Source organism: Paenibacillus sp. QJM3NY_38 (assembly GCF_056173265.1).
The window spans coordinates 2,098,990-2,124,295 of sequence record NZ_CM149665.1 but is presented as its reverse complement, the minus strand read 5'-3'; the positions used below and the strand labels follow the sequence as shown (position 1 = coordinate 2,124,295).

General features: G+C 48.2%; 24 protein-coding genes and 1 other RNA gene. 4 read left to right on the top strand and 21 right to left on the bottom strand.

Translation table 11 applies throughout. The annotated features are described in order from the left end of the window. Nucleotides 1-154 precede the first annotated feature (154 nt). Entirely contained in the window at nt 155-1,267 is a 1,113-nt protein-coding gene (locus tag AC0VZ8_RS09305; RefSeq protein ID WP_475486696.1) for a coiled-coil domain-containing protein, read from the top strand. 89 nt (nt 1,268-1,356) lie between these two features. On the opposite strand, the gene AC0VZ8_RS09300 is transcribed toward AC0VZ8_RS09305, so the two are convergent. Both AC0VZ8_RS09300 and AC0VZ8_RS09295 read right to left on the bottom strand, forming a co-directional pair. Continuing rightward, entirely contained in the window at nt 1,357-2,610 is a 1,254-nt protein-coding gene (locus AC0VZ8_RS09300; RefSeq protein WP_475486695.1) for an extracellular solute-binding protein, read from the bottom strand. Between the two features lie 197 nt (nt 2,611-2,807). Further along, the gene (locus AC0VZ8_RS09295; protein ID WP_194541654.1) at nt 2,808-4,139 is read right to left on the bottom strand and encodes a PhoH family protein; all 1,332 of its coding nucleotides are present in this window, start codon (nt 4,137-4,139) and stop codon (nt 2,808-2,810) included. Between the two features lie 117 nt (nt 4,140-4,256). On the opposite strand from AC0VZ8_RS09295, the gene AC0VZ8_RS09290 reads away from it, so the two are divergent. Beyond that, complete coding sequence (locus AC0VZ8_RS09290; protein WP_194541653.1) at nt 4,257-4,919, top strand: YhcN/YlaJ family sporulation lipoprotein; 663 nt, start codon at nt 4,257-4,259, stop codon at nt 4,917-4,919. Nucleotides 4,920-4,998: 79 nt separating this feature from the next. On the opposite strand, the gene AC0VZ8_RS09285 is transcribed toward AC0VZ8_RS09290, so the two are convergent. From AC0VZ8_RS09285 to AC0VZ8_RS09260, 6 genes are all read right to left on the bottom strand, one after another. Beyond that, on the bottom strand, nt 4,999-5,280 hold the full coding sequence (locus tag AC0VZ8_RS09285) for a hypothetical protein (RefSeq protein ID WP_475486694.1): 282 nt from the start codon (nt 5,278-5,280) through the stop codon (nt 4,999-5,001). A 75-nt stretch (nt 5,281-5,355) separates the two neighbouring features. After that, nucleotides 5,356-6,462 (bottom strand): LCP family protein, encoded by a 1,107-nt coding sequence (locus tag AC0VZ8_RS09280; RefSeq protein WP_475486693.1) that lies wholly within the window; start codon nt 6,460-6,462, stop codon nt 5,356-5,358. A gap of 163 nt (nt 6,463-6,625) precedes the next feature. Beyond that, nucleotides 6,626-6,919, bottom strand: coding sequence for a YlaH-like family protein (locus AC0VZ8_RS09275; RefSeq protein WP_071222961.1), 294 nt, complete (start codon nt 6,917-6,919; stop codon nt 6,626-6,628). A 39-nt stretch (nt 6,920-6,958) separates the two neighbouring features. Continuing rightward, entirely contained in the window at nt 6,959-8,800 is a 1,842-nt protein-coding gene (gene typA / locus AC0VZ8_RS09270; RefSeq protein WP_475486692.1) for a translational GTPase TypA, read from the bottom strand. Between the two features lie 152 nt (nt 8,801-8,952). Next, complete coding sequence (locus tag AC0VZ8_RS09265; protein WP_260064259.1) at nt 8,953-9,465, bottom strand: hypothetical protein; 513 nt, start codon at nt 9,463-9,465, stop codon at nt 8,953-8,955. A 246-nt stretch (nt 9,466-9,711) separates the two neighbouring features. Continuing rightward, nucleotides 9,712-10,371 carry a TerC family protein gene (locus AC0VZ8_RS09260; protein WP_071222958.1) on the bottom strand — a complete coding sequence of 220 codons (660 nt, stop codon included), beginning with the start codon at nt 10,369-10,371 and terminating at the stop codon, nt 9,712-9,714. A gap of 130 nt (nt 10,372-10,501) precedes the next feature. On the opposite strand from AC0VZ8_RS09260, the gene AC0VZ8_RS09255 reads away from it, so the two are divergent. After that, entirely contained in the window at nt 10,502-11,194 is a 693-nt protein-coding gene (locus AC0VZ8_RS09255) for a TerC family protein (protein WP_475486691.1), read from the top strand. Nucleotides 11,195-11,316: 122 nt separating this feature from the next. Here AC0VZ8_RS09255 and thiI read toward each other — a convergent pair whose 3' ends face one another. The 6 genes from thiI to AC0VZ8_RS09225 form a co-directional block, all read right to left on the bottom strand. Then, on the bottom strand, nt 11,317-12,555 hold the full coding sequence (gene thiI / locus AC0VZ8_RS09250; protein WP_475486690.1) for a tRNA uracil 4-sulfurtransferase ThiI: 1,239 nt from the start codon (nt 12,553-12,555) through the stop codon (nt 11,317-11,319). Then, nucleotides 12,552-13,712, bottom strand: a complete 1,161-nt coding sequence (locus AC0VZ8_RS09245; protein WP_475486689.1) for a cysteine desulfurase family protein — start codon at nt 13,710-13,712, stop codon at nt 12,552-12,554. The genes thiI and AC0VZ8_RS09245 overlap by 4 nt, the downstream gene beginning before the upstream one ends. Nucleotides 13,713-13,881: 169 nt before the next feature. Then, on the bottom strand, nt 13,882-14,568 hold the full coding sequence (locus tag AC0VZ8_RS09240) for a lytic transglycosylase domain-containing protein (RefSeq protein WP_475486688.1): 687 nt from the start codon (nt 14,566-14,568) through the stop codon (nt 13,882-13,884). 146 nt (nt 14,569-14,714) lie between these two features. Continuing rightward, entirely contained in the window at nt 14,715-15,077 is a 363-nt protein-coding gene (locus AC0VZ8_RS09235; protein WP_071222953.1) for a hypothetical protein, read from the bottom strand. Nucleotides 15,078-15,146: 69 nt separating this feature from the next. Further along, entirely contained in the window at nt 15,147-15,371 is a 225-nt protein-coding gene (locus AC0VZ8_RS09230; RefSeq protein ID WP_006209042.1) for a DUF1540 domain-containing protein, read from the bottom strand. Nucleotides 15,372-15,508: 137 nt separating this feature from the next. Then, a complete protein-coding gene (locus AC0VZ8_RS09225; protein ID WP_475486687.1) occupies nt 15,509-16,015 on the bottom strand; it encodes a YpuI family protein in 507 nt (168 codons plus the stop codon). A gap of 253 nt (nt 16,016-16,268) precedes the next feature. Between AC0VZ8_RS09225 and AC0VZ8_RS09220 the strand changes: the two genes are divergently transcribed. After that, the gene (locus AC0VZ8_RS09220) at nt 16,269-18,194 is read left to right on the top strand and encodes a S8 family peptidase (protein ID WP_071222951.1); all 1,926 of its coding nucleotides are present in this window, start codon (nt 16,269-16,271) and stop codon (nt 18,192-18,194) included. An 81-nt stretch (nt 18,195-18,275) separates the two neighbouring features. On the opposite strand, the gene AC0VZ8_RS09215 is transcribed toward AC0VZ8_RS09220, so the two are convergent. The 7 genes from AC0VZ8_RS09215 to AC0VZ8_RS09185 form a co-directional block, all read right to left on the bottom strand. Next, entirely contained in the window at nt 18,276-18,554 is a 279-nt protein-coding gene (locus tag AC0VZ8_RS09215; protein ID WP_074961960.1) for a hypothetical protein, read from the bottom strand. Between the two features lie 436 nt (nt 18,555-18,990). Next, nucleotides 18,991-19,397, bottom strand: an RNA gene (gene rnpB / locus AC0VZ8_RS09210) — RNase P RNA component class A. Between the two features lie 154 nt (nt 19,398-19,551). Next, nucleotides 19,552-20,667, bottom strand: coding sequence for a Nif3-like dinuclear metal center hexameric protein (locus tag AC0VZ8_RS09205; protein ID WP_475486686.1), 1,116 nt, complete (start codon nt 20,665-20,667; stop codon nt 19,552-19,554). Next, nucleotides 20,643-21,401, bottom strand: coding sequence for a tRNA (adenine(22)-N(1))-methyltransferase (locus tag AC0VZ8_RS09200; protein WP_260064264.1), 759 nt, complete (start codon nt 21,399-21,401; stop codon nt 20,643-20,645). Before AC0VZ8_RS09200 ends, AC0VZ8_RS09205 begins: the two co-directional genes overlap by 25 nt. 266 nt (nt 21,402-21,667) lie before the next feature. Continuing rightward, a complete protein-coding gene (rpoD, locus tag AC0VZ8_RS09195; RefSeq protein WP_071223068.1) occupies nt 21,668-22,798 on the bottom strand; it encodes an RNA polymerase sigma factor RpoD in 1,131 nt (376 codons plus the stop codon). 42 nt (nt 22,799-22,840) lie between these two features. Then, nucleotides 22,841-24,658, bottom strand: coding sequence for a DNA primase (dnaG, locus tag AC0VZ8_RS09190; protein ID WP_071222947.1), 1,818 nt, complete (start codon nt 24,656-24,658; stop codon nt 22,841-22,843). A gap of 41 nt (nt 24,659-24,699) precedes the next feature. Continuing rightward, a complete protein-coding gene (locus AC0VZ8_RS09185; RefSeq protein WP_071222946.1) occupies nt 24,700-25,179 on the bottom strand; it encodes a YaiI/YqxD family protein in 480 nt (159 codons plus the stop codon). Nucleotides 25,180-25,306 lie beyond the last annotated feature (127 nt).

Genomic DNA, 25,306 nt, shown 5'->3' with positions numbered 1-25,306 from the left:
TTAAAAGAGCGATCAGGTGCTTTAGCTGCCGGATCGCTTTTTTAATGCCCAAAGGTTGATAATTGAGTCGTATACGTCATATATTGGTTAAAATGAAGGGACAAACAGCGGTTGGATTCCTTTCGACTAACAACCATTCAAGGAGGACTCCCGTTTGAATGTACGAATAAAACAACCTCTCCTCCCGGTCATACTGTGTATAACCCTGTTGTTCTGCTTCATAGGGGCTCCCGCTTCCGTATATTCCGAGCAGGATGCAAGCCCGGTTATGCCTGATTCGGAAGAGGCGCGCAAACTTCTGGAGGACAGCCTCTCCATTGTGGAGATCGATCATGAAATCGAACGGATAACCAAACGTATCGCCGAATTGCAGCAGCTCCAGAGCGAACTGCAAACTAAAATTCAGGATATGGGCTTGCGAATCGAAGACCGGCGAGATCGGGCGGCTGCCGTCCTTCGGTCATATTACATGGGTGAGCGGGATAACTTATTCTTCATGCTGTTGTCTGCAAAAGACTTAGCCGGTTTTTTCCGGATCATGGACTATTACGATATGATTATTCAAAATGATCGGGATACACTTGCGGAATATAACCTTCAGTACCGCTCCCTTGCCTCCGCTCAGGCTGAAGCCGCACGCAATGCTTCTCAGCTCGTCGAAGTAAAGGACAGCCTTGTCAAGCAGCGTGAACGGGTGCTGGCGCTTGAACAGCAGGTTGACGGAGCACTGACAGCCAGCGGCAACCCGGATGCCATGAAGAAATTGATTGAGGAGTTCACCCTTTATTGGGAGAACGTGGGCCTGTATGAGGTAAAGCGTCACTTCCAGGCTTTAGCCAGCGCCATGGAGAATTTGCCCCAATTTGTTCAGGGTAGCAAGAATATGTTGAAAACAAACGGCAAGGAGTACACCATCGACATCCATGAGAATGATCTCAATGCATTTTTAAGATCCGAAGATGAAATCTTCAACAGCTTTGCTTTCCATTTTGACGATGGAAAAGTAATAGCCTCGGGTGAGAGCGGAAATCTCTCGCTTCTGATTGAAGGAAAATACACCGTGATTAACGAACCGGAGAATTCCATCATGTTCCAAGTCGACAAACTTGTGTTCAATCGGCTGGAATTGCCTGACACCACGCGCAAAGCGCTGCAGGAAGAATTCGACATGAACTTTTATCCCAAGCAGCTGGTGTCTTTCTTAAAAGCAACGCAGGTATCCAGCCAAGATCAAAGATTAGTGGTCAAAATGGAGCTGGATTTATAGAAAAAAGCTGCCCTTCGCTCTGAAGTGACCCCCAATTGTTAGACACATCTAACAGTTGGAGGTGCAGTTCACTCGGGCAGCTTTTTCTTTTATGGTTGAGCAGGCGTGTACATTTTCATATATTCTTCGATCGTGATTTCGCCAAGCAGCAATCGATTCGCTGCTTCGCTATACGTTTGGAAACCTTCCGACTCTCCAAAATCCAAAGCAGCCGGCTCATTCCTGGAGAGGAGCACCTGGGCTGGAACGGCCGCCTTTTGCCAAATGCCCCGGTCACTTAGGTTCGTACCCATGACATACAGCTCCGAAATAACGGGGAGCGTTCCCGCCGCTCTGCTCCATTCACGCTGCATCTCTTTGCCGGTCATATACGTAATCCATTTCATGGCAAGTGCCGATGATTCCGTGTGTGCGGCTACAGCAAAACTTCGGGTTCGGACAACCGGCGTATCCAGACGGGCCTCCCCCATTGCCAATGCATGCGACATTCCGTTGTCATCTTGATCTGATAAGCTCGAATACGGCTTAATGACCACGGCTGCTTCCGTCTTATCGGTGGTGGTCAACGCTTGGTCATCAACCTCTGCTTCCATGGCGCCTTGCTCTGATTCTGCCCATCTTCCCTGATTGCGAATCAGCATATGAAGAACCTCTTGATCCGGCTTGGAGGGATCACCCTCGAGCAAATGAACCGCCGCACCGAACGCGTAAGGATCATTCGAATCAAATAAGAGGACAGGGCTTGCTTTATGCACCTCCGAATATTCCTGCCATGCCTGACGGCTCTGTGGCATTTTAAAAGGTTCGCCGTCCTTCCCCTTGGTCTGCCAGGTCATAATGTAGGGGTCTATATCAAACGGCATTCCCCATTGATACCCGTTCCACTGCAGCGGTGGCAGAAGGCCATTCAAGATGTCTTCGCCCGGCAGCGTGCCCTGAGAAGCATCAACAGGCAGTAGGCATCCACTCATTGCAAGCGCTTTAATATAGTGTGAATCCGTTAATACAATATCAGGTCCTTCACCAAGGGACATCTCGAGCAGAAACGACTCTTTGCGTGTTTCACTCGTTTCCAGGGGCAAGATTTCAACCTCAGCACCGGTCTCTTCCATAAAACGCTCATTAAGAGCTTTTAGTTGTCTCAGTTCATCCGGCTTTACCTGAACACCGACCTTGATCGGACCCAGATCGGTCTCCGGTACCTCCGGCCTTTGCTGCGGAGGATTAGGCTCATCCCCCGGGGGCTCCCGCCTAGTGTGATGAGTGAAGTCAAAGCTGGGAGATAAACTGGATAAAGACAACAGCAAAATGGCAAATAAGAACCAATATTTCTTCCGCTTCATATCCCATCTTCACTCCTTCAATAGTCGCATGCCCTTATTTTACCAAACTTCTAGTACTCTTGTCCTATCTTTTTTGTTAATTATCTAGTCCAGATTTTACTAGTTACGATGGGAAGGAAAAAAGACTGTCCTATGAATCTGGAACAGTCTTAAACCTACAAGTTATTTTAAGAAATCATTTCTCGGGAAATATAAGGTTATAACAAGTCGGCAGCCAGCTGAGCCAGCTTGGAGCGTTCTCCTTTAGTCAGCGTAATATGCCCGCTCAGATTTTCTTGCTTGAATCGTTCAACCACATAGGTCAACCCATTACTCACAGCATCCAGGTAAGGATGATCAATCTGCTCCGGATCTCCCATGAGGATCACCTTACTTCCTTCTCCCGCCCGGGAAACAATCGTTTTGACTTCATGACGGGATAAGTTTTGGGCTTCATCCACAATGATAAACTGGCCTGGTATCGAGCGGCCCCGGATATAAGTCAGTGCTTCCACCTGGATGCTGCCGAGCCCCATCAATATTTTATCGATATCACCCGATTTTTTGGTGTCGAACAAATATTCCAGATTGTCATATATCGGCTGCATCCATGGTCTTAGTTTCTCTTCTTTTTCGCCAGGCAAATAACCGATATCCTTCCCCATCGGAACGACCGGACGCGCAATGAGCAGTTTTTTGTATTTATGCTCATCCTCCACCTTGGATAGGCCTGCTGCCAATGCCAACAAGGTTTTTCCCGTTCCGGCTTTCCCGGTAATGGTGACTAGCGGAATATCGTCGTTTAGAAGAAGCTCAATCGCCATACGCTGTTGGGCGTTACGGGCGCTGATGCCCCATACAGGTTCGTTGCTTAAATGGAGCGGCTCCAATCTGGTTGCATCCTCATTCACATGAAGGAGAGCTGACTTTCCAGTCCCCATCTCATCCTTCAGAATAACAAATTCATGCGGATAAAGCGGATAAGACAATTGAAGAGGTTTAATCGGCAAATAACGATAGCTGTAGAATTCATCGATCACCGAAGGATGTACCTTTAAGGTAGAGAATCCAGGATACAATTCACTTGGATCGGCTGTACGGTCCGATAAATAATCCTGTGTCGTGAGTCCGAGCACATCCGCTTTAATTCGAACAAGCACATCCTTGCTGACCAGAACGACGGGTCTTCCGTCCTCCTTCGGCTCCTCCTCCAATTTATAATTTAACGCGACAGCCAAAATTCGGTTGTCGTTGGATGCTTCGCTAAATAACTCCTGTACCTTGACGAAGCTGCGATGATTCAGCTCAACCTTCAACGTCCCGCCGTTCTCCAGAAGAACTCCGTCATGAAGATGACCTTGCTCTCTTAGCCCATCGAGCAATCGGGAGACCGTGCGGGCATTTCGGCCGATTTCATCCGCGTTTCGCTTCTTCGAATCAATCTCTTCAAGAACCACCGCAGGAATGATGACTTCATGCTCCTCGAATGCATAGATCGACTGAGGATCATGCAGCAATACGTTCGTATCCAGCACAAATATTTTTTTCATCTTATCCCTCCACTGCTTCTTCATCAGGTACACACATAAACCTTTCCGTCCCGGACATAATAAGCGTAGCGACTGGAGTAATTTAGCGAACTCTACTACGAAAGGACAGATCAATCCATGAGAGCTGCTCTATCCATCATGCTAGCGGTGTTGTTGCTCGCAGGCTGCGGGACCGCCAATAACAATGCATCACCCTCTCCTCGTAATCAAACCAATGGAACCACTGCTAACAATGTTCAGAATATGAATGAAAACAGAGGTTATACCACTAACAATGTAGACGGCTGGACTCCGGATAACACGAATACGGGACAGGTTGGCAACGCAAATGATAACAACGGACAAGTTGACGCTACAACCGCAAATCACCTAAAATCACTGGCAGAGAGTGTGCCCGGCGTTAAAAACGCAAACTGTGTTGTCATGGGAAATACGGCTGTTGTTGGACTTAATGTAGACGGAAATTTAGATCGGGCTGAAGTCGGAACCATTAAATACACAGTCGCGGAAGCCCTTCAATCCGATCCGGCAGGTGCCAATGCACTTGTTACGGCTGATTTAGACGTTACAAACCGGATTGCCGATCTTGGCCGGCATATTCAGGAGGGAAATCCGGTTTCAGGACTTGCCAGTGAACTCGCCGACATCGTAGGCCGCATCATTCCTCAGTTGCCTAAAGATGTAACACCTCGTGATCGTAATGCACAAGATAACGGTGCACAAACGGTAAATCCGAATAATCGGGGTAATGCACCAGCCAACCCGAACCGTAATAAATAGGCAAGAAGACAAATCCTGTCATAACCCGAGTTTGTCCGTCACCTGTCTCCAAATTTCATACAAAAAAGCCCAGTGAAGCTCACTGGGCTTTTTTTAAGGTCATAACAACGCCATTAGCGAGCATTTCTGCTTCGCCAGCGACGTCGTGACCCGTATCATATTTAGAGTTTTGCAGCCTGTTCGGTTTGGAATTGACACCCATGTCGAATGAACACGCCTGAGAAGACATGAAATCAGAAGGATGACATTTGAAAGACTCCCATCCCCACATGGAATCTGCTACCACAAATCCATGGGCAGGGTAATCCGTCTGCCGAGTACAGATCAATGGGTGTGTCGTATGCATCATAAGGTAGGACATGCCTTCGGCCTCCTGTACAATGATCTCCATCTGATACATTGTATTATAGCATACAATAAAACTTGCCTTCAATTGTCACGGAGTTGTTGCAGAATCCGCTTCTGTCCCCTGCTCGCCAGCGTTATGCTTGCCGGCAAGCTCGTCTTGCAGCGCTTGTCTGGCTGCATCCAGCTCGCTGCTGCTTATATACACATAAGGGCTCTTCCAATTGCCTGTAACCGGCATGAATTTCACATCATCTTTTCCGATATCATAATAAGTCGCTATCAAATTCCGGATCTGCTCCTGCTCGAAATCGGTGGTCATGTTATCGCTGACCGCATCCAGAGCATTGCCCACCTTCGCAACGCCTCCGAGCGATTTCATCTTATCGAGCAGGGAATGCAATACTTCGCTTTGGCGGGCATTACGCTCAAAATCGCTTGACTCCTTCGTTCTCGGCGAACAGCTATTACTGGATTTACGGTAACGAACATAATCCAGCGCCTTCTTACCATCCAGCTTCTGAGGACCCACCGTGAGGTTAATGTCGGTCCCGTCGGCAGTATCGCGGTAACACATATTGTATTGAACGTTGACATCTACGCCGCCAAAGGTATCCACCACATCACGGAATCCCTGGAAATCGATAACCGTTACATAGTCGATATTAACGCCAAGATACTTGCTCATCATGACCTTCATTTCTTCTTCAGCCGGAATGCCGCTGCCCGGTTCCTTTTTCTCCGCAGCATTGTACGCCGCTTTAAACCTTGGGTAATAAGCGTTCAGCTTCGTCGCTTTATATCCATCGAGCTCAATGAGCGTATCCCGCGGCAGAGAAACCAGCGTCGACGTATTGGTTTCCGGATGCATGGTGGCGACCATGACCACATCCGTCAAGTAAGTCCCCGTTTCCGGGCGATGATCCGTTCCCAAGAGAAGCACCGTGATCGGTTTTTCTTTTGCGGATTGGCCTGGAGCTACAGGTTTGTCGATCCCGCTTTTTTCAATGATCTCATTGCCTTTGAAGAACAAGTAGCCGGCATAACCTGCTGCAGCCAGAACTGCGATTAATAAGACGATAAGAATGAATTTAAAAAATGATTTCCATGCGCTTTTTTTCTTTTTTGGAACTGGCTGTTTCTTGCCCTTCCCCCCACTTTTGGCTCTCGGAGGGAGATTGGTATGAGTAGGATTCATATCATAACACCTGATTTCATTCAAATTAGATGAATGTCCGATAAACGCTTCAAATTACGAAGCATTTACCGGACCTTGGTTAACTTCTCTCTCTTATAAACGATGGGGATTGACAAAAAGTTGCCGTATTGTTGTTACCTGTGTTGCTAAATTTCTACAAAGCTTAAGACTTTGGTTCGGTCTGTGCCTTCTTCTTCTGACGATCTTCAACAAAATATCGAATACGCACCATCAGCATCAATGCCACTGCTACTAACAAGCACTGGATAATCGGCAGCTTATCAATCTGAAACACAAGCAGGATCGCCGAACCCAAGGCCATCAAGACATACAGGAGAATCTCCTTCAACAGAGGGAGCTTCTGCTTCACCCGGAATACCTTGTTGTAAACGTAGGTGATCAGCACAAAAATCACGATATAAGAGATGAGTGGGTGCGAGGCAAACCATTCTTGCATGATAGGTTCACTCCTTTTGGACAAGTAGATCTCTATCTATTATAGATTTGCTTGCGCCATTTTACGATGTTTTTCTGCACGTTCGCGCTCACTCTTGTTCAAAATCTTCTTGCGAAGACGAACGGACTTCGGCGTAATCTCGCAATACTCGTCGTCGTTCAAGTATTCAAGGGCTTGCTCCAGTGAGAAAATAACCGGTGTTTTCAATTTAACCGTGTCATCCTTCGTTGCCGAACGAACGTTGGTCAATTGCTTCTCTTTACAAATATTAACGACGATATCGTTATCGCGGGTATGCTCCCCGACGATCATACCTTCATAAATCTCAGTCCCCGGTTCCAGGAACAGGGTACCGCGATCTTCGACCGACATCATGCCATAGAACGTTGAAGATCCGTTCTCCGTGGAAACCAGCACGCCTTGGTGACGTCCACCCACTTGACCGCCGATAAGCGGACCGTAGCTGTCGAATGCGTGGTTCATAATGCCATAACCGCGTGTGAGGGTCAGGAAATGGGTACGGTAACCGATAAGTCCGCGAGCAGGAATCAAGAATTCCAGACGCACTTGGCCATTTCCGTTATTCACCATGTTCACCATTTCAGCCTTGCGCGTTCCAAGGCTTTCCATAACGGAACCCATGCTTTCTTCTGGTACATCAATCATCAAACGTTCAATCGGCTCCATTTTGACGCCATCAATTTCTCTTACGATAACTTCAGGCTTGGAAACTTGAAGCTCATAACCTTCACGGCGCATATTCTCAATCAAAATACTGAGGTGAAGCTCACCGCGTCCCGATACGATATATGCATCAGGGCTTTCTGTCTCATCCACTCGCAAACTTACGTCCGTTTCCAGTTCTTTAAAGAGACGGTCACGCAGCTTACGGGATGTTACCCATTTGCCTTCGCGTCCGGCAAAAGGACTGTTGTTAACAAGGAACGTCATTTGCAGGGTTGGTTCATCAATTTTAAGGACAGGCAATGCCTCCGGATGCTGTGGATCTGCAATGGTCTCTCCGATGTTAATGTCTTTGATCCCTGCAATCGCCACGATGTCGCCTGCGCCTGCTTCGGCAACCTCGATCCGCTTCAATCCCTGGAAGCCGAACAGCTTCTCGATACGAGCATTCTTGGTCGAGCCGTCACGAAGCATAACGGTAACCGGTTGGCCTTGCTTAATAACACCGCGGTTCACGCGTCCGACGGCGATACGTCCAAGATATTCATTGTAATCCATCAAGGTAACGAGGAACTGGAGAGGCTCGTCCACTTTCTCTGTAGGGGAAGGGATATGGTCAATAATGGTCTCGTAAAGAGCAAGCATGTTATCATCTTGCTTCTCGGGATCCATACTGGAAGTACCGTTTAAGGCAGATGCATATACAACGGGGAAGTCCAATTGGTCGTCATTCGCACCAAGCTCAATGAACAGATCCAGCACTTCATCGATCACTTCAGCTGGGCGGGCGGCCGGACGGTCAATCTTGTTCACAACGACGATTGGAGTCAAGTTATGTGCAAGAGCTTTACCTAACACAAACTTGGTCTGAGGCATACATCCTTCATAAGCGTCAACAACGAGCAGAACGCCGTCAACCATTTTCATAATACGCTCAACTTCACCACCGAAATCGGCGTGTCCAGGTGTATCCACGATGTTAATCAAGAAATCTTTATACGTAATAGCCGTATTCTTGGCTAGGATGGTAATTCCGCGTTCGCGCTCCAAATCATTGGAATCCATCGCGCGTTCCTGCAGCGTCTCATGCTCCCGGAAAATACCGGACTGCTGCAGCAGTTGGTCTACAAGTGTTGTTTTGCCATGGTCAACGTGAGCAATAATGGCAATGTTGCGAATCTGATCTCTTGATTGCATAAATATATCTCAAATCCCTTCTGTTCGAATGAGCCACAAAGAAAGCGCCGGACGACATGCCGACGCTTCAACATACATCCTATAATATAGGTAAACGAGCGGGAAAATCAAGTCTTTTCAGAAAACTTCCAGCAACTTTTACCTCTTACCAATTACCAGCCTCTGCTCCATTTATTATTACGCCCGGAACGATTGCGCCCGAAGATCATCCAAACGCCCGCTGCAATCAAGATCAGGGCAATGATGTAGAACGCTCCAGTCTCAAGCCAGGTGAAGAAGAAAATCAAAACAGAAAGCACCGTCAGTCCAAGCGCAATCGGCAGCGCAGCGCCTGGTCGCGGGCTCTCGTACAGATAATATTCATATAAGCCGACAGCCACGCCGAGAATTAACACAGGCCATAATGAAGCCATCAGTCCCCATCCCCCAATAATACATATGAAGAACAGAAGGCCATATACCGTCAGAATACCGCCCGGAATCAGAACCGCGGCAGTGGCACGGCGACCAAAAAACATGATATGCAAAAAAATACCCGGCAGCAGCAGGACGAGCGGCCATAACGTTCTTCCCAAAAATCCAAATACACCAAGCTTGCCGAGCAAAATAACGACTCCAGCAACAACGATGAAAATACCCAGCGCCAAATCTTTTCTGGAGGACATTTGATCACCCTCTCTTCAATATATGTATCACCAACAATAGCGGTTTCTAAAAGAAGCAGTTACGTTAATTTTAGCCCAAACCGACAAAAAAAACCATATCCCGAGCTTGTTCCACTTGAAATATCCTTTCCCCGTCCCATATACCTGTATGGACCCAACAAAAAATGGACGACTGCACGAGACAGTCATCCATTTTTCAAAAACTTTCCTCTTATGCCGCCAAAGGGTTGTTAAAATAAACTCCCGTTACAAGGGCCGTCTCACCGTCTGTAATCCGCCAATGAGAACGACGGCACCTGCAATGACAATCGGCAGCAGATTGTGGGCATAAGGCATCCAGTAAGCCAGTAGCAGCCCTACGCGGGAATCCTGTATGAGCATTTCTCCTGCTGTAAAAGCTAGAATACCGGCACCTATGTAAAGCAGTACGGGAAACTTGTGAAGCAGGCTTGAGATCATCCCGCTTCCCCATACAACGATGGGAATGCTTAATAATATTCCGATGACAATCAAGGCGAGATCGCCTTTTGCAAGCCCCGCAATGGCCAAGACATTATCCAGGCTCATCACGAAATCGGCAATCAATATCGTATTGACTGCGGCCCATATCGTTGAAGCTTTGGCCAAGTTTGCATGGTCATGCTCCTTTTGCATCATGAGTTTGACTGCGATCCAGATCAACAATAAGGCGCCGCCAGCCTGCAAAAATGGAATTTTCAGCAGCAACACCGCCAAAAAAGTCAGAATACACCGTAAGAGAACAGCCCCTGCGGTCCCGATCCAGACCGCCCGTCTGCGGTGTATTTCGGGAAGGTCTTTGCTGGCCATCGCGATGACCAGTGCATTGTCGCCACTGAGTACAAGATTGATCATCAATATCTGTCCCAACAAAAAAATCGTCTCCACTAAAACAACACCCCCCACTTTACACATATGTGGAAATTGTCCAGGCTATGCTTGCACATCGGGAAAAATAGGCCTATAATAAATCCACTTTGTTTAATGGTGGAACCGTATTCTAAGAGGAGTGACATTCATGGAAACCACAGCCGCTGAATTTTTTCTTGCATTAATCAACATTGTATTTTTGGATCTGATCTTGGCCGGGGACAATGCCATCGTGATCGGTCTTGCAGCACGCAATCTTCCGAAGGAAACCCAGAAAAAAGCAATTATCTACGGCACGGCCGGAGCTGTTATTCTTCGTATCATTGCCACCATCCTCGTGGTCTGGCTGCTTAACATCCCTTGGTTACTGCTTGTGGGAGGCGTACTCCTGATTGGCATTGCCTACAAGCTGATGACCGACGACAATAATGACCATGGCAATATCAAAGCAGAAAAAAGCCTTGGCGCTGCTATTCGTACGATCATTGTAGCGGATGCCGCTATGGGCCTGGACAATGTCATTGCCGTGGCCGGCGCAGCCAAACACAATATGATCCTTGTAACGCTGGGCCTGCTCATCAGCGTACCTATCGTGGTATGGGGCAGCACGCTGTTTATCAAACTGATCAACCGTTTCCCATGGATTATCTATGTAGGTTCTGCGGTACTTGCGTACACGGCGTCCTCCATGATTACCGAGGAGAAGCATTTTCTTGGATATTTCGAAGCGCACCAGATCATTAAATATCTCTTCATTGCTGCCATCATTGTCGGTGTGCTGACTGCAGGACATCTGAAAAAAAGATCTGCCGGACGCCGTCAGTCATCCAGCCAGTCATAAATAAAGGTCGATACGCAAGTTAAAAAAACAAACACCCCAAGGCTTCTAAGAAAGCTTTGGGGTGTTGTTTATGTTTATCGTCCGGTTTACTCAACCCGTTGTTACCTTCGCTTGATACTCGATTAAAACCAGTCTTCGTTTACCACGGGCTCCGCATGCTTTTCTTCAAGCTCGCCGATGTTACTGTCCGGGGTAATAACCACCGTCTCCGTACCTTCAATGGCTGCTTGAATCCGTGCAGGCAGCTCGGGAATGGAAGTCTCCACCTTTTCGATGATCTTCAAATTCGGATTGGTGGTGGGCGATTTAGGTACAAACAACGTACAGCAATCCTCATACGGCAATATCGATGTCTCGAATGTACCAATGTCCATTGCGATATTGATGATATCGTTCTTATCCATCATAACGAGCGGTCGCAGCAGCGGCAGCTCGGTGGCTCTGCCGATCACATTCATGCTAGGCAGCGTCTGACTGGCAACTTGTCCGAGACTGTCACCCGTCACGATCGCCAATGCCCCTTCCCGCTCAGCAAGCGAGGAAGCAATACGCAACATCGCTCTGCGCATAAACGTAATGATCAGATTATCCTGGCCGATGCCGACAAATGAAGTCTGAACATCGGTAAACGGAACGAGGTGCAGCTTGATTTTGCCGGTGTAGCCCGATAACAGCCTTGTTAACTCCATTACCTTTTCCTTCGCAAGTTGGCTGGTGTAAGGGAAGCTGTAGAAGTGTACACATTCAATTTCAAGGCCTCTGCGCATTGCCGACCAGCCCGCTACAGGGCTGTCAATCCCGCCCGAGAGGAGCAGCATTGCCTTCCCATTCGTGCCAATCGGGTACCCCCCGGCGCCGGGTATCACTTCATAATACAGATACGTCTCGTTCTCCCGAATTTCCACACGAAGCTCCATATCGGGCTGCTTTACCTTTACTTTAAGCTGAGGGTAGGTTCGCAGCAAGGGCGATCCGACTAAATGATTCATCTCTTGCGAGGAATGAGGGAATTGTTTCCACACCCTTCTCGCATTGACTTTGAAGGTCGACGGGTCAGCCAGTTCCTTCTGTCCCACAAAATCAACCGCGGTTTCGATAATGCGGTCAAGTTCGGATGGACATACACGAACTGGACTGATGGAAACTAGGCCAAATACCTTTTTAAGGACATGGATCAAGGCCTCGGGAGATTCTCCGTTAAGCTCGACGTACAAGCGGCCGTATTCCTTAACGATTTTCGCTCCCGGAAACGGTTTGAGCACGCTTCGAATATGATTCAAGACCGATCTCTCGAATCGGTTGCGGTTTTTGCCTTTTAGGGTAAATTCGCCAAAGCGTAGCAGCAGTTTATCGTAAGTCATCTCCGGTTACCCTCTCTTTCTATAACGGGACGCAGGTTCCCGCAAACTTTAGCCAAGACTTCAACTAGCCGCGCTGCATCGCCGAGCTGATGCTCTTTGCCGAGACTGATACGAATTCCGGAGGAAGCTACGTTCATGTCCTTCCCCATCGCTAACAGGACCCGGCTGGGCTCGCTTAATTTAGAGGAGCAAGCGGATTTGGTCGATACCAGCATGCCCATCTCTTCCAGAGCATGGACCATCACCTCGGGTTTTAATCCCGGATACGAAAAATGAATGATATGAGGGGCATTCTGCTCGCTGCTGTTTAACACCAATCCCGGGATTTTGCGGATGCCCTGAACCAGAAGCTCCCTTAATTCCGTCATTTTTGCATAAAACTCGGTTTGTCGTTCTCTGGATAATCGCATGGCCTTCGACATCGCGACCGCTCCGGCAACATTCTCCGTTCCTGCCCGGTGTCCATTCTCCTGCGATCCGCCCGATACCAACGGGAACAATTGCACGCCTTGCTTAATATACAGCACGCCCATTCCTCTCGGACCGTTGAATTTATGGGCAGACAGGCTGTATAAGTCGGCCTGCCACTGGGAAAGTGTCACCGGCAATTTGCCAAATCCCTGTACCCCATCGATATGCAGCAGCGTTCGTGAATTTCGATCCTTAACGATACGCCCCACTTCAGTCAGCGGCTGGACGGCCCCGGTCTCATTATTCACATGCATGATGCTGACGAGCACGGTATCTTTGCGCACAGCTTCCGTCAAGGCAGCCAGATCCACCACGCCGGCGGCATCTACCGGCAGATAAGTCACTTCCCATCCAAGCGTTTCCAGCTGCTTGCAGCATTCATATACGGAAGGATGCTCTGTTCCAGTCGTGATGATATGCCGCCCACGGCTGCTGTACTGCATCGCAGCCCCTTTAATCGCCATGTTATTGCCTTCGGTTGCCCCGGAAGTGAATACGATCTCCGTCGGCTGAACGTCCAGCGCGGCTGCACACACCTCTCTTGCCTTTTTCAGCAGTTTAGCGGCAGCCTCGCCTGAACGATGAAGTGCTGACGGATTCGCATAATGCATTTTCATGACTTCTGCCAACGTGTCCACTACTTCATCATAGGGAGGGGTCGTAGCAGCGTGATCCCAATATATCAAGGTAATTTCCCCTTTCCATCATACGCATCGCACGTTGTAAAACTTATTATTCCAGACCTTTATATTTACACAAAAAGACCAAACGGTAAAGCCGCACTCCATCTTTAGATCGGAAAGCGGCGTGTATCGTTTGATCTTCTATCATCTTCCTATTTAACCCTATGCGGGTTTATAACGTGTATTTTGATCGTGCGTTCATGACTTTACCGATGTATGCTTGGGTTTCCTTGGGTAATTCATGAGCAACGGACATCAGCTCTTCATCACTGGATACTCCCAAATTCGTGATACGGGTTGGACCTGCATTATACGCTGCAAGCACCATAGCCATTTCTCCGCCAAACCGCTGAATCAGATTGGACAGGTATTTAGTACCGCCTTCGATATTCTGAGCCGGATCAAAAGGGTTGCTTACCCCAAGTCCCCTTGCTGTGCCATCCATCAGCTGCATCAGTCCCTTGGCGCCTGCAGAGGACACCGCGTTCGGATTAAAGGAAGATTCCGCATCGATGACCGCTTTGATCAGCGATACCGGCACGCCATAGCGTTCCCCGGCCGCAGTTATTAAATCCTCAAAGGTCGTTGGCTTTGTTGCTCCTGTGTCATGCACGACCCCCTCCATAGGTAAAGACGAAGCAGATTCATCTACAGCTCCTAGCTGCTGCCATAACAGCCCATCCTTAAAGGTTACGCCAGGCGCAAGCTGTGTAATCGAACGTTCAACCGGCTTGGAGGTGGAATCTTCGGTAAGCAGGCTGCTTAGCACATTGAGAAATCCGGTTGCCGACTCGGTGGAATTCGTATTCATCTGTGGTATATCCGCCATTTGCTTCCATGATATCGGATCTATTTGCATCGTTTAACTCACTTTCTGCAGCGAAATTTCAAACTTGTCCTTTATTTTATCATGGAACTGGAACAATCTGCTATACCTATTCGGCAAAAAATAAGCGAATCAACCGTTCTGGTTGACCCGCCCTGTGTTCATCATCATAAAATGAATTATCTACTGAAAGGAATCAAGATAAAATAACTGAGCGTTGCCAATATGCCGAGTCCGATCGACCAGGCGCCTGTCGTTTTGCTGCCTTTGCTGTAGGCGTAATATCCAACAACCGCCGCGATGGGTCCCAGGATTACCGACCACATGAACAAGGAGGCGATGCCTAATACCAAGCCCACATATCCGACGGTACGACCGGTAGAGACGTCTGCCTTATCCTCGTCTACTCTTCGTGCCGAAACATCCACAGGGGGAGCCACCTCGGCCGCATATTCTTCACGGTGATCCTTGCGCGGGAAGTCTACCCTGTTTCGCTTGCCTTCAACAACCTTCATTTTATGCTTGCGATGTTTTTTATCCATAAACTAGCTTCCTCCATTTCCATCATCCTAAAGTGCCCAGCACCCGGATTTTATCCGGCTTATTTCCCGTCAGCCCTTCGGCTTGAAGGTTAAACAGCAGGTCTCGGAAGACTTGTCAGCAACATCCTGATGGTCGTCTACATAAGGCTCTGCTCCATACTCTTCATTGAGTTTTACATTCGCATGACGGTCAATTTCAATCATGATCATCTCGGCATGACATAGGTTTTGTTCTCCCCAGTAATGGCAATTGCTGACACTGCACTTTACTAATGGTTTGGCTTCGTTGGCCATTTTAGCATCACCTCGTCAACATTTTTTCCTTAGTTTACTGCCGGTATGCACAAGAACGATTGTCAGTTGGTGCCTCAGGCCCGAAACGCAAAAAGAGATGCCAATGGTTGGCATCTCTTGAATGTTCCTTATTATGGCTATGCGTGTCTTTTCTCTGATTGCATACGGCGTTCCGTCAAATAGTCGCTTTCGTAGTAAGCAAGATCATCGCGGAGCTCTTCATAAATCTTGGTAATGTTCATAATGACATCACGGGCAGGACGAACCGGCTTCTTCCGGAAACGAATCGCATCCTGTCCGGTATAGGCGTAACGACCATCTTCGGAATAACTTTCATTTTTGGGATAGAAGAAGCTGTTGACACATCGGTGATACAAATTATACAAAGCCTTCTCGGCAAAATCGATATCAAAATTAGGGCGACGCTGTACAACACCCAGCTTCTCATAGGAAACTTCAGAAAACACAAGCAAATGGCGAACATCCGACAGAAATCCTTTGTAAAAATGAACGGTTTCCTCGTCCTGTACCGTTACCAATTGAGATAAAGCATGTTCATTCAAAAACGTTTCCATAATCGAAATAGCAGATTTCAACTTTTCTCTGGACTCCGAGCATAAATTCTGAAGATTGTCTGCTGGCATTACGATAGATCCCCCTTAAATGGTCGTGACCCTACAGGTCATATAGCCTGGCGGTCGTTATAATATGTACTATCCTAACACAAATTTTGGGATAACGAAATCCCTTTCATGAATACACTTACAAGGTTATTTTTAGTACGTTTCATTTTGCGCGTTCCCATCTGTTTTACTCATGATATGGAACGCATAAAAAGGATTCACTCTCCCCACGCTAAGACTAATTCAATCATGAATGCGGCGAGGAGGAAAACTTGTGAAATCCCGTACCCTGTGGAGCATCCTAGGTGCAGCGTCAGTTATTGGCGCGCTTCTGATCTTACTGTTCATCCCCGGTTCGAAACAGCCGGCTCCCACGGCTGAGCCAACACAGCCTTTAAGGCCCCAGCAGGAGAACAAGGCTAAGCACTTTACGATGCTAAGCGATATCCATGCGACGGATCAACTCAACCGTCTTGATGCAAAAGGTCACCTGCGCAAAATGCTGAACAATAACGCTTTGCGCAGTCCGGGTCAAATAAAAGCCTATACGCAAAAAGAACAAAAGCTGCACAAGCATTTTCAGCAAGTACGGTGGTATAACCTTAAGCAAAACAAAATGACGGATGTTCAGGGTCTGCTTCCCAAACTGAACAAAAAAGATAAAAATCTGATCACTCATCATTTCCAAATGGCACAGCAAAAGCTGAAACGGGGAGAAACTTATGATTCACCCAAGTTCAATGTCGCGGGACAGCCTTATTTTGTTGTTGCGGAGCCGTCCAAGGATGGCAAGTATGGCGCCGCCGCTTTGGTTAATCAAGGCGTACTGCATGAAGTAAGCAATCACCAGAAGCGGAATCTTCGCTTAATTCCGTACCCGAAGGAAGGTAAATTCAAGGTCGAATCCATTCATGCGGATACCCTCTCCGATATTACCGTCAAAACGGGACATGATAATGAAAAGGCCAGTCACTTTTACGAAAATGAAATTGTGGTGTCCTTTCAAAATGAGCCGTCTAAGCAGCAGCTCCTGAACATCTCTAAGGAGATATCATGTGAAACTCCGAGGAAACTTGGTTATGCCTATGTTTTTCGTTCCAAGGATATGGACTACCATAAACTCCGCTCCTATTTCGAGCAGAAGTGGAAAACGAAGTATACCGAGCCTCACTACATCTATTTAACCAATGACCGACACCCTCAATCCAGAATAAACTCGGATTTCATGCCGGATGGAGCGAACGAGCAGGTCAATATCCCGAATGATCTGCTGTTTTCTCAATATCAGTGGAATCTGCCCGTCATTGAGACGAACCGGGGCTGGGATCTGTCCAAAGGCAGTGAAGATGTCATCATCGCCGTCATTGACACTGGTGTGGATCTTCAGCATTCCGATTTGGATGGACAGTTGGTGGAAGGATACAACATCGTCGAGAAGGACAAGCAGCCGCTGGATGATGTGGGACACGGGACGCATGTAGCCGGGATCATCGGTGCCCTGGTCAACAACGGTGAAGGTGTTGCCGGGGTAAGCTGGTACAACAAAATCATGCCGGTCAAAGCGCTTGACGGATCCGGCTCAGGAACAACCTATGCCGTCGCAGAAGGCATAATTTGGGCCACGGATCACGGAGCCAAGGTGATCAATATGAGTCTTGGCAACTATGCGGACTCCCAGTTCCTGCACGATGCCGTGAAATATGCTTATGATCGTGACGTTGTTCTTGTTGCTGCCTCAGGCAATGACAACACGGAGCGCCCTGGTTATCCTGCCGCCTATCCGGAAGTGCTGGCTGTCGCCGCAACGGATTCCAATCAGAAGCGGGCGGAATACTCCAACTACGGCGATTATATCGATGTGGCTGCTCCCGGGACCAATATTGCAAGCACGTTTCCTGGGAATCAATATGCGGCTTTATCCGGAACCTCCATGGCCAGCCCTCATGCAGCCGCCATGGCAGGTCTCATTCGATCCCTTAACCCTGACCTGACCAATCAGGAAGTCATGGACGTCATGATAAACCAAACGGTCGATCTTGGCGATAAAGGAAAAGATAAATATTACGGTCATGGTCAGATTGATATTTTCCAATCCTTGAAGGCGGTTGGCGCACCTGAAGTCCCTCTTCAAATGTGGCCGGGTCAAACGCTTCAAAATCTGGAGCAGGAGCTTCGTAAATTAAACGGCTCCAACGAATAAAATACACGAAATAAAGCAGCTAACGCGATCGAGGCGGAAGCTGCTTTATTTATTCATATCGGAGGCAAGGAGCACTTACATTTATTTCTTCCGGCGGGAACGGCTAGTACGTACTGCAGCTTTCTTCGAACGCTTACCGGAGACCGTAACTCCACCATAGCCTACATTGTCGCTCACAACTTCTTCTTCGCTGTACGTGTATATATGTTTTTCTACAGGTACGCAGTGAATCTTATCCACCACTTTAATCGGATGAATAACAGGTACGATTTGCGGTACATAGTGGTCTCTAACGACAACGATCGGCTCGCACACAATCGGTGACACAGGAGGACATGGATTTTCTTTATGACAAGACATGTTTTTACATCTCCTTTCCGTTGATGATTATAGCTTATTATCCCGAGGGCTATTTGGTATGGACGATTATCCGTACAGGGCACATGATCTGCCAATATTTTCACGAGGCCATAAAAAAAACGTCTATCGACGTACTTTCTCAGAAGACAGACCGCGGCTAGAGGAAGTTTTTCTTGCGATATCAGGAAGGCCTGTGCTTCGTAGTTTATACTTTCTGATATCTAAAGAAAAACGTCTATCGACGTACTTTCTCAGCAGACAGACCGCGGTTAGAGGATGTTTTTCTTGCGATATCAGGAAGACCCATGCTTCGTAGTTTATTCTTTCTGATATCTTAAAGAAAAAACGCGCATTTCCTCAACACCCCTCAAGAGGAGTCCTAAGAAAATACGCGTTTGTACCATAGCGGTATTAGTAAAGCAATATGTTGTTCAGTTGGGAAAGCTTTCCGTAAGCCGGGTTCTGTGCTCTTCGTGGTCATAACGGGAACTACCCTGCCACCATGAGCGACAATCATCTATCTAGGCCGATTATTACTAATCGACTCAAGCGACCAACCCGGACGCGCCTCGGGCTAAGGCTGTCTCCTCGAAAGAGACTGCGTCCCATTAGGTCTTGCTCCAGGTGGGGTTTACCAGGAACGAAGTCACCAGCGTTCCTCGGGGTCTCTTACACCTCGGTTCCATCCTTGCCTGTGCCACCCTAAGGCGGCCATCGGCGGTCCATTTCTGTGGCACTATCCTTCAACTCGCGCTGACTGGACGTTATCCAGCACCCTGCCCTATGGAGCCCGGACTTTCCTCTCGCGGCTTTGACACCGCCAGCGATTGTCTGTCAAACTTTCCGGACAACATTCATATTATACAGTGATTTGAAGCAGTACACAACCCATTAAACATTAACAATAACTGATTAATTTCCCAGCTTGGCCGAAGTACTCTATAGGCCAGGCGGTGTCAGAATGAGGCCTCTTTACCTTGCCTTACATTTCTGTTCACTACACGAACTGGAATGGCTCTGTATTGATGCGGGAAGCAACAACTCGGGTTTCATACTTATGCTCCTGCAGTTTCTGTTCCATCCACTCGGCGACCTTGACCTTCATAATCTTCTCGGCATTGTGACCCGGATCAATGATGGTAAGTCCTGCTGCGAGCGCATCCTGTGCCGTATGATAATCGACATCTCCCGTTACCAGCACATCCGCTCCACGGAACAGCGCCTTCATCATGTAGCGTCCTCCGGATCCCCCGATGACGGCCGCCTTGCGGATGGTGCGGTCGAGCTCTCCTACGACACGAACATGAGGGACCTCCAGCTTCTCTTTTACCACGTCTACCAGCTCAGCCAACGTCATAGGCTCTTTTAACTTGCCGACCCGGCCAAGACCAAGGGATCTCCCCTTAAGGTCCATGGCATACAGATCATAGGCAACCTCTTCATAAGGATGCGCCTTCAGCATCGCCTGGATCACTTTGTTGCGGATGGCATGAGGAACAATCGTCTCGATCCGAACCTCATTAGCACGTTCCATCTTGCCTTCCTGACCTAGAAATGGGTTGCTGCCTTCTCGCGGGACGTAGGTGCCGAAGCCCTCAATGTTGAAACTGCAGTGGCTGTAATTTCCGATCCAGCCTGCACCGGCGCCGAGCACGGCATCCAGCACCTCTTGATGATGACTCTTCGGCACAAATACCACCAGCTTGGATAACTGTTCATTATGCATGTCATGGATAGGCGACGTATTCTCGATTCCCAAGGCCTCCGCCATCCAATCGTTCATTCCGCCTTCGGATACATCGAGATTGGTATGACTTATATATACCGCGATATCGTGTTTGATCAGCTTTTCATACACCTTGCCCATCGGTGTATCCGTCTGCAGCTGCTTCAGCGGACGGTAAATAATCGCATGATGCGCGATAATCAGATCAGCCCCAAGCTCAATGGCTTCATCCACCACATCATCATTGACATCCAGTGCAATCAGCACGGTGCGAATGTCCTTTTGCAATGTTCCAAGCTGGAGTCCGATCCGGTCATCGGGTTCGGCCACGTGCTTCGGGGCCAATTGCTCCATATATTGAATTACGGTTTGTCCTTTGGCAAGCATGCCAGCACCTCCTGAATAAACTCGATATCCGAACGAATCTCACTCGCCTTGTCGGCTGCCGTGGTGAGATCTGAACGCGAAAGCGATTGAAGAATATACTCCATCTTCTCTATCTCCGATTTCCATTTATCATAGAATACCGGATTCGGGGACTGCGTGAGCCAAGGTCCCATACGGAAAAGCCAGTCCGTAGATAATCGGAGACCGCCCCCAATCGCCCTATCCTTGTAAACCTGCTCATTCGTCAGGTCTGTTGTATGCGAAGGCTCGGCGACCAGCACTTCGTAAATTTTGCCGTCTTCCTCCAGGATCCATTCCTCAATCAGCACCCAGCCATGGGAGTACAGCCATTTGCGCAAAATATCTTCTCCTACATTCGGCTGCAGGACCAGCCTGCGGACGCCTGTCAGCTTATCGATGCCCCGGTCCAAAATCGCTGCAATCAAGCTGCCTCCCATACCGGCAATCGTAATAACGTCGGCCTCACCGACTGAGAGTACGTTCAAACCGTCTCCTCTTCGCACGCTGATGACCTCAGTCATCCCTGATTCGATGACCTGCTTGACGGCAGCATCATAAGGGCCGGGATTGACTTCACCGGCGATTGCTTGAATGGCTGCTCCGCTTTCTACGGCAGCCACAGGCAGCAGTGCATGGTCGGATCCGATATCAGCAAGTCGGCTGCCGCGTGGAATCTTCTCCAGTATTTGCGTTAATCTTCTTGATAATTTCACGGTTGATACACCTTACCATTCCATATTTTCGTCCAAATCACGATCTATACCTTACCCTAACAGAGACGATACCAAACTGCAAACCGGTAAATCCGGTTGAAAAACGTCGTGCCTGTTCATTTGCAATGGGTCTGGAAAAGAGCTAAAATAAAGACCAATAAAACAAATGCAGGAAGAAATTCCATAACTAAGAAACTCATACATGCCATGCATAATTTCGAAAAAAAGGACCTGCTGCCGTTACTGCAGAAGGTCCTTGGATTAAGCTATTCGAGGAAATCCTTTAACCGTTTGCTGCGGCTCGGGTGACGAAGCTTACGGAGCGCTTTCGCTTCAATCTGTCGAATACGCTCGCGGGTAACACCGAACACTTTGCCGACCTCTTCCAGTGTTCTGGTGCGGCCATCATCGAGTCCGAAACGAAGACGAAGCACATTCTCCTCGCGCTCTGTCAGCGTATCCAGCACATCTTCGAGCTGTTCCTTCAGAAGCTCGTAAGCTGCCGCGTCAGCAGGAGCAAGTGCTTCCTGATCCTCGATGAAATCTCCGAGATGGGAATCATCTTCTTCACCGATCGGCGTTTCCAGCGAAACCGGCTCCTGGGCAATCTTCATAATCTCCCGGACTTTCTCAACACTGAGTTCCATCTCGGCAGCAATTTCCTCCGGCGAAGGCTCACGTCCGAGCTCCTGCAGAAGCTGTCTGGATACACGAATCAGTTTGTTGATGGTCTCGACCATATGCACGGGAATTCGGATGGTACGGGCCTGGTCAGCAATAGCGCGCGTGATCGCTTGGCGAATCCACCAAGTCGCATACGTACTGAATTTGAAACCCTTTTTGTAATCAAACTTCTCCACGGCTTTGATCAAGCCCATGTTGCCCTCCTGAATCAAATCCAGGAACAGCATTCCTCGTCCGACGTAACGCTTCGCGATACTTACAACGAGACGCAGGTTGGCTTCAGCCAGACGGCGCTTGGCTTCCTCATCTCCCTGTTCAATCCGGTTGGCAAGTTCAATCTCATCATCAGCTGACAACAGCGGAACCCGGCCAATTTCCTTCAGGTACATCCGTACCGGGTCGTTAATTTTGATCCCAGGAGGCAGCGAAAGATCGTCGTCAAACCCAAAATCCTCATTATCATGGGATTCGGAATCTCCCGCTTGCCGGTGAGTACCCTCTTCATCATTCTCATTAACTACATCGATACCCAGGTCGGCCAGCTGTTCATAGAACTCTTCCATCTGCTCCGTGTCCTGATCAAATGGCGATAATTTCTCCATAATATCTTTATAGCTCAATACGGATCTCTTTTTACCCTGTTCAATCAACTGATCCTTGACTTGATCCAGCGTAAATTCCGTTTCTAGTTCAGTATGCTGATCATTCGCCATCATTCGACTCCCTCCTCCCTAGAAACAGCAATGCGCGGGGCCTCATTGTCTTTCTAGGGCGATAATCTCACTTGCAATTTGTGCGGCTCGCAAAAAATCACCTGAGCGCTCCGCTTTAATCATCTCTTCTTTTTTCTGGTCGATCTCTCTCTGCTGCGGAAATTTCAGCACCTCACGTATGCAATCATCGAGCACTTGAACATTCCACTCGGCTGGTGCTTCCATCATCATGATCGAGCTGACCGTCATTTCCAAACGATCGTCGTGGAGCGATGACATGAAACGGCTGATATCCGGAGATTTACCCTGTGCGTAAAAAGCATATAGATAAGCAGCAATTGCCGCATGATCCTCAATATTAAACGCTTCTCCCAGGCGATCGCCAACGTATCGCGCGGCCTCCGCATCCTGCAGCATCAGCGACAGCAGCCGCCGCTCTGCAGCATGGTAAGCAGGCAGAAGTACCGGGGCGGGCTGGCGCCCTTTTTTATGCCTACCATTATTCCACCTTTTTTCCTTATTATCCCCATCGCCCATCTTTTTTTGCATCGATTGCCGAAGCAGATTGCAATCCTGCTTAAGACTCTCGTAGGAAAGATGAAGCTCGGAGGACAATTCCCTCAAGTAAACTTCTCGTTCAGTCGAGGAATTCAGTACGGCGATAATGGGCAATGCTTCTTTGGCGTACGCAATCTTACCATCTTCTTCTAGCAGTATATGGTTTTTCTTCAGATATATAAGTTTAAATTTTGTTGTTGAAACAGCTGTTTCTACTACATGCCTGAAACGCTCGGCACCGAATTTGCGGATGTAATCATCCGGGTCCATTCCTTCGTTCACCAAAGCGATTCGTACTCTGAGTCCAACGCCTTCCAGCATTGGAATGACTTTTAACGCAGCAGCCATACCGGCTTTATCGCCGTCATAGACAACAACAACTTCTTCAGCCACCGATTTCATGATTGCCACTTGGTTTTCCGTTAGAGAGGTTCCCATGGTTGCCACACCATTCTGTAGTCCTGCTTCCCATGACGAAATCACATCGCCGTAACCTTCGAATAACAGAACTTGACGCAATTTGCGTATGGATGTTTTGGCCTGGTGCAGGTTGTACAATGTGCGGCTCTTATTAAATAGAAGTGTCTCCGGGGAATTCAGGTACTTTGGTTGACCGTCCCCCAGTATTCTGCCAGCAAACGCAATGACCTTGCCGCTGCGGTCATGTATCGGAAACATGATGCGTCCGCGAAAACGGTCGAGATAGCCTTCCTGTTCATTTCTTGCGGATAATAAACCGCCCTTTTCCATCTCTTTCAAGTCAAAGGATCGCTTCGTCAGGAACTGTACAAGCGTGTCCCAACGATCTGGAGCGTAACCGATTTGGAACTGGTCAATCATTTTGTCGCTCATTCCGCGGGATCGTAAATACTTCATGGCTTCCGTACCATGCTCCGTATTCTTAAGCAGGAAATGGTACAGCTTGGCGCTAAGCTCATAGGCTTCAATCAAACGTTCTTTTTCCGGATTACGAGGAATTACGGGAACTCCTTGACCTTCCGGCAACGAGATATCATTCTCTTCTGCCATTGTCTTTACGGCTTCGGGAAAAGAAAATCCTTCGATTTCCATTCTAAATTTAATGGCGTTTCCGCCCTTACCGCAGCCATAGCAGTAAAAGATTTGGCGTTCCGGCGTAACCGTAAAGGAAGGAGTCTTCTCTGAGTGAAACGGGCACAAGCCCTTCAGGTATTTCCCCTGTTTGGTAAGATGCACGTATTTGCTGACCGTGTCCACAATATCGCTCTTGGCCAGTACTTCCTCAATGACATCATCCGGAATATTACCTTGTCCGGTACTCATCCAAACCACCTTCATCTCTTTTGGCACGTAAATAGTATTCGCTACGGGTGGACATTCTCCTGCAATTCATGCAAAAGTTTTGTCAGTTTATGTTGAAAAAAACTCCGGTCTTCGTCAAGCAGCTTTTTGGGCCCTTTGCCATACTTTCCTTGCTTCCTCGCCTTAGCCTGATGGTGACGGGAATCCAGCATGAAATCGATATCCCCATTATGGAAAATACGACCACGAAAGGAAATCACATGGCATGATTTGGCAAGCGCAAGTGCAGCCAGTCCATAATCCTGCGTTACCACGATATCCCCCCTGGATATGTGGTTAGCGATGTATAGATCCGCACTTTGATCACTCCGATCCACCTGGACCGTCGTAACCCCTTCTTCTGCCTGCTGCAGATGATCATAGGAAGAAACAAGCAGTACCGGCACACGAAATGTACGAGCTGTCTCTGCGATTTCCTTCTTGACTGGACATGCATCACCGTCAACCACAATCGAAATGGAGTTGCTTTCGTTCATTCGCATCACCGGCTCTTATCGTTAATCTTGGATTCATCTTTACGCTGTATATTATTATATACGTCTTTGGCAGATTAAAATCCTTCTTCTAAGAAAAACGTCTATCGACGTACTTTCACAGAAGACAGACCGC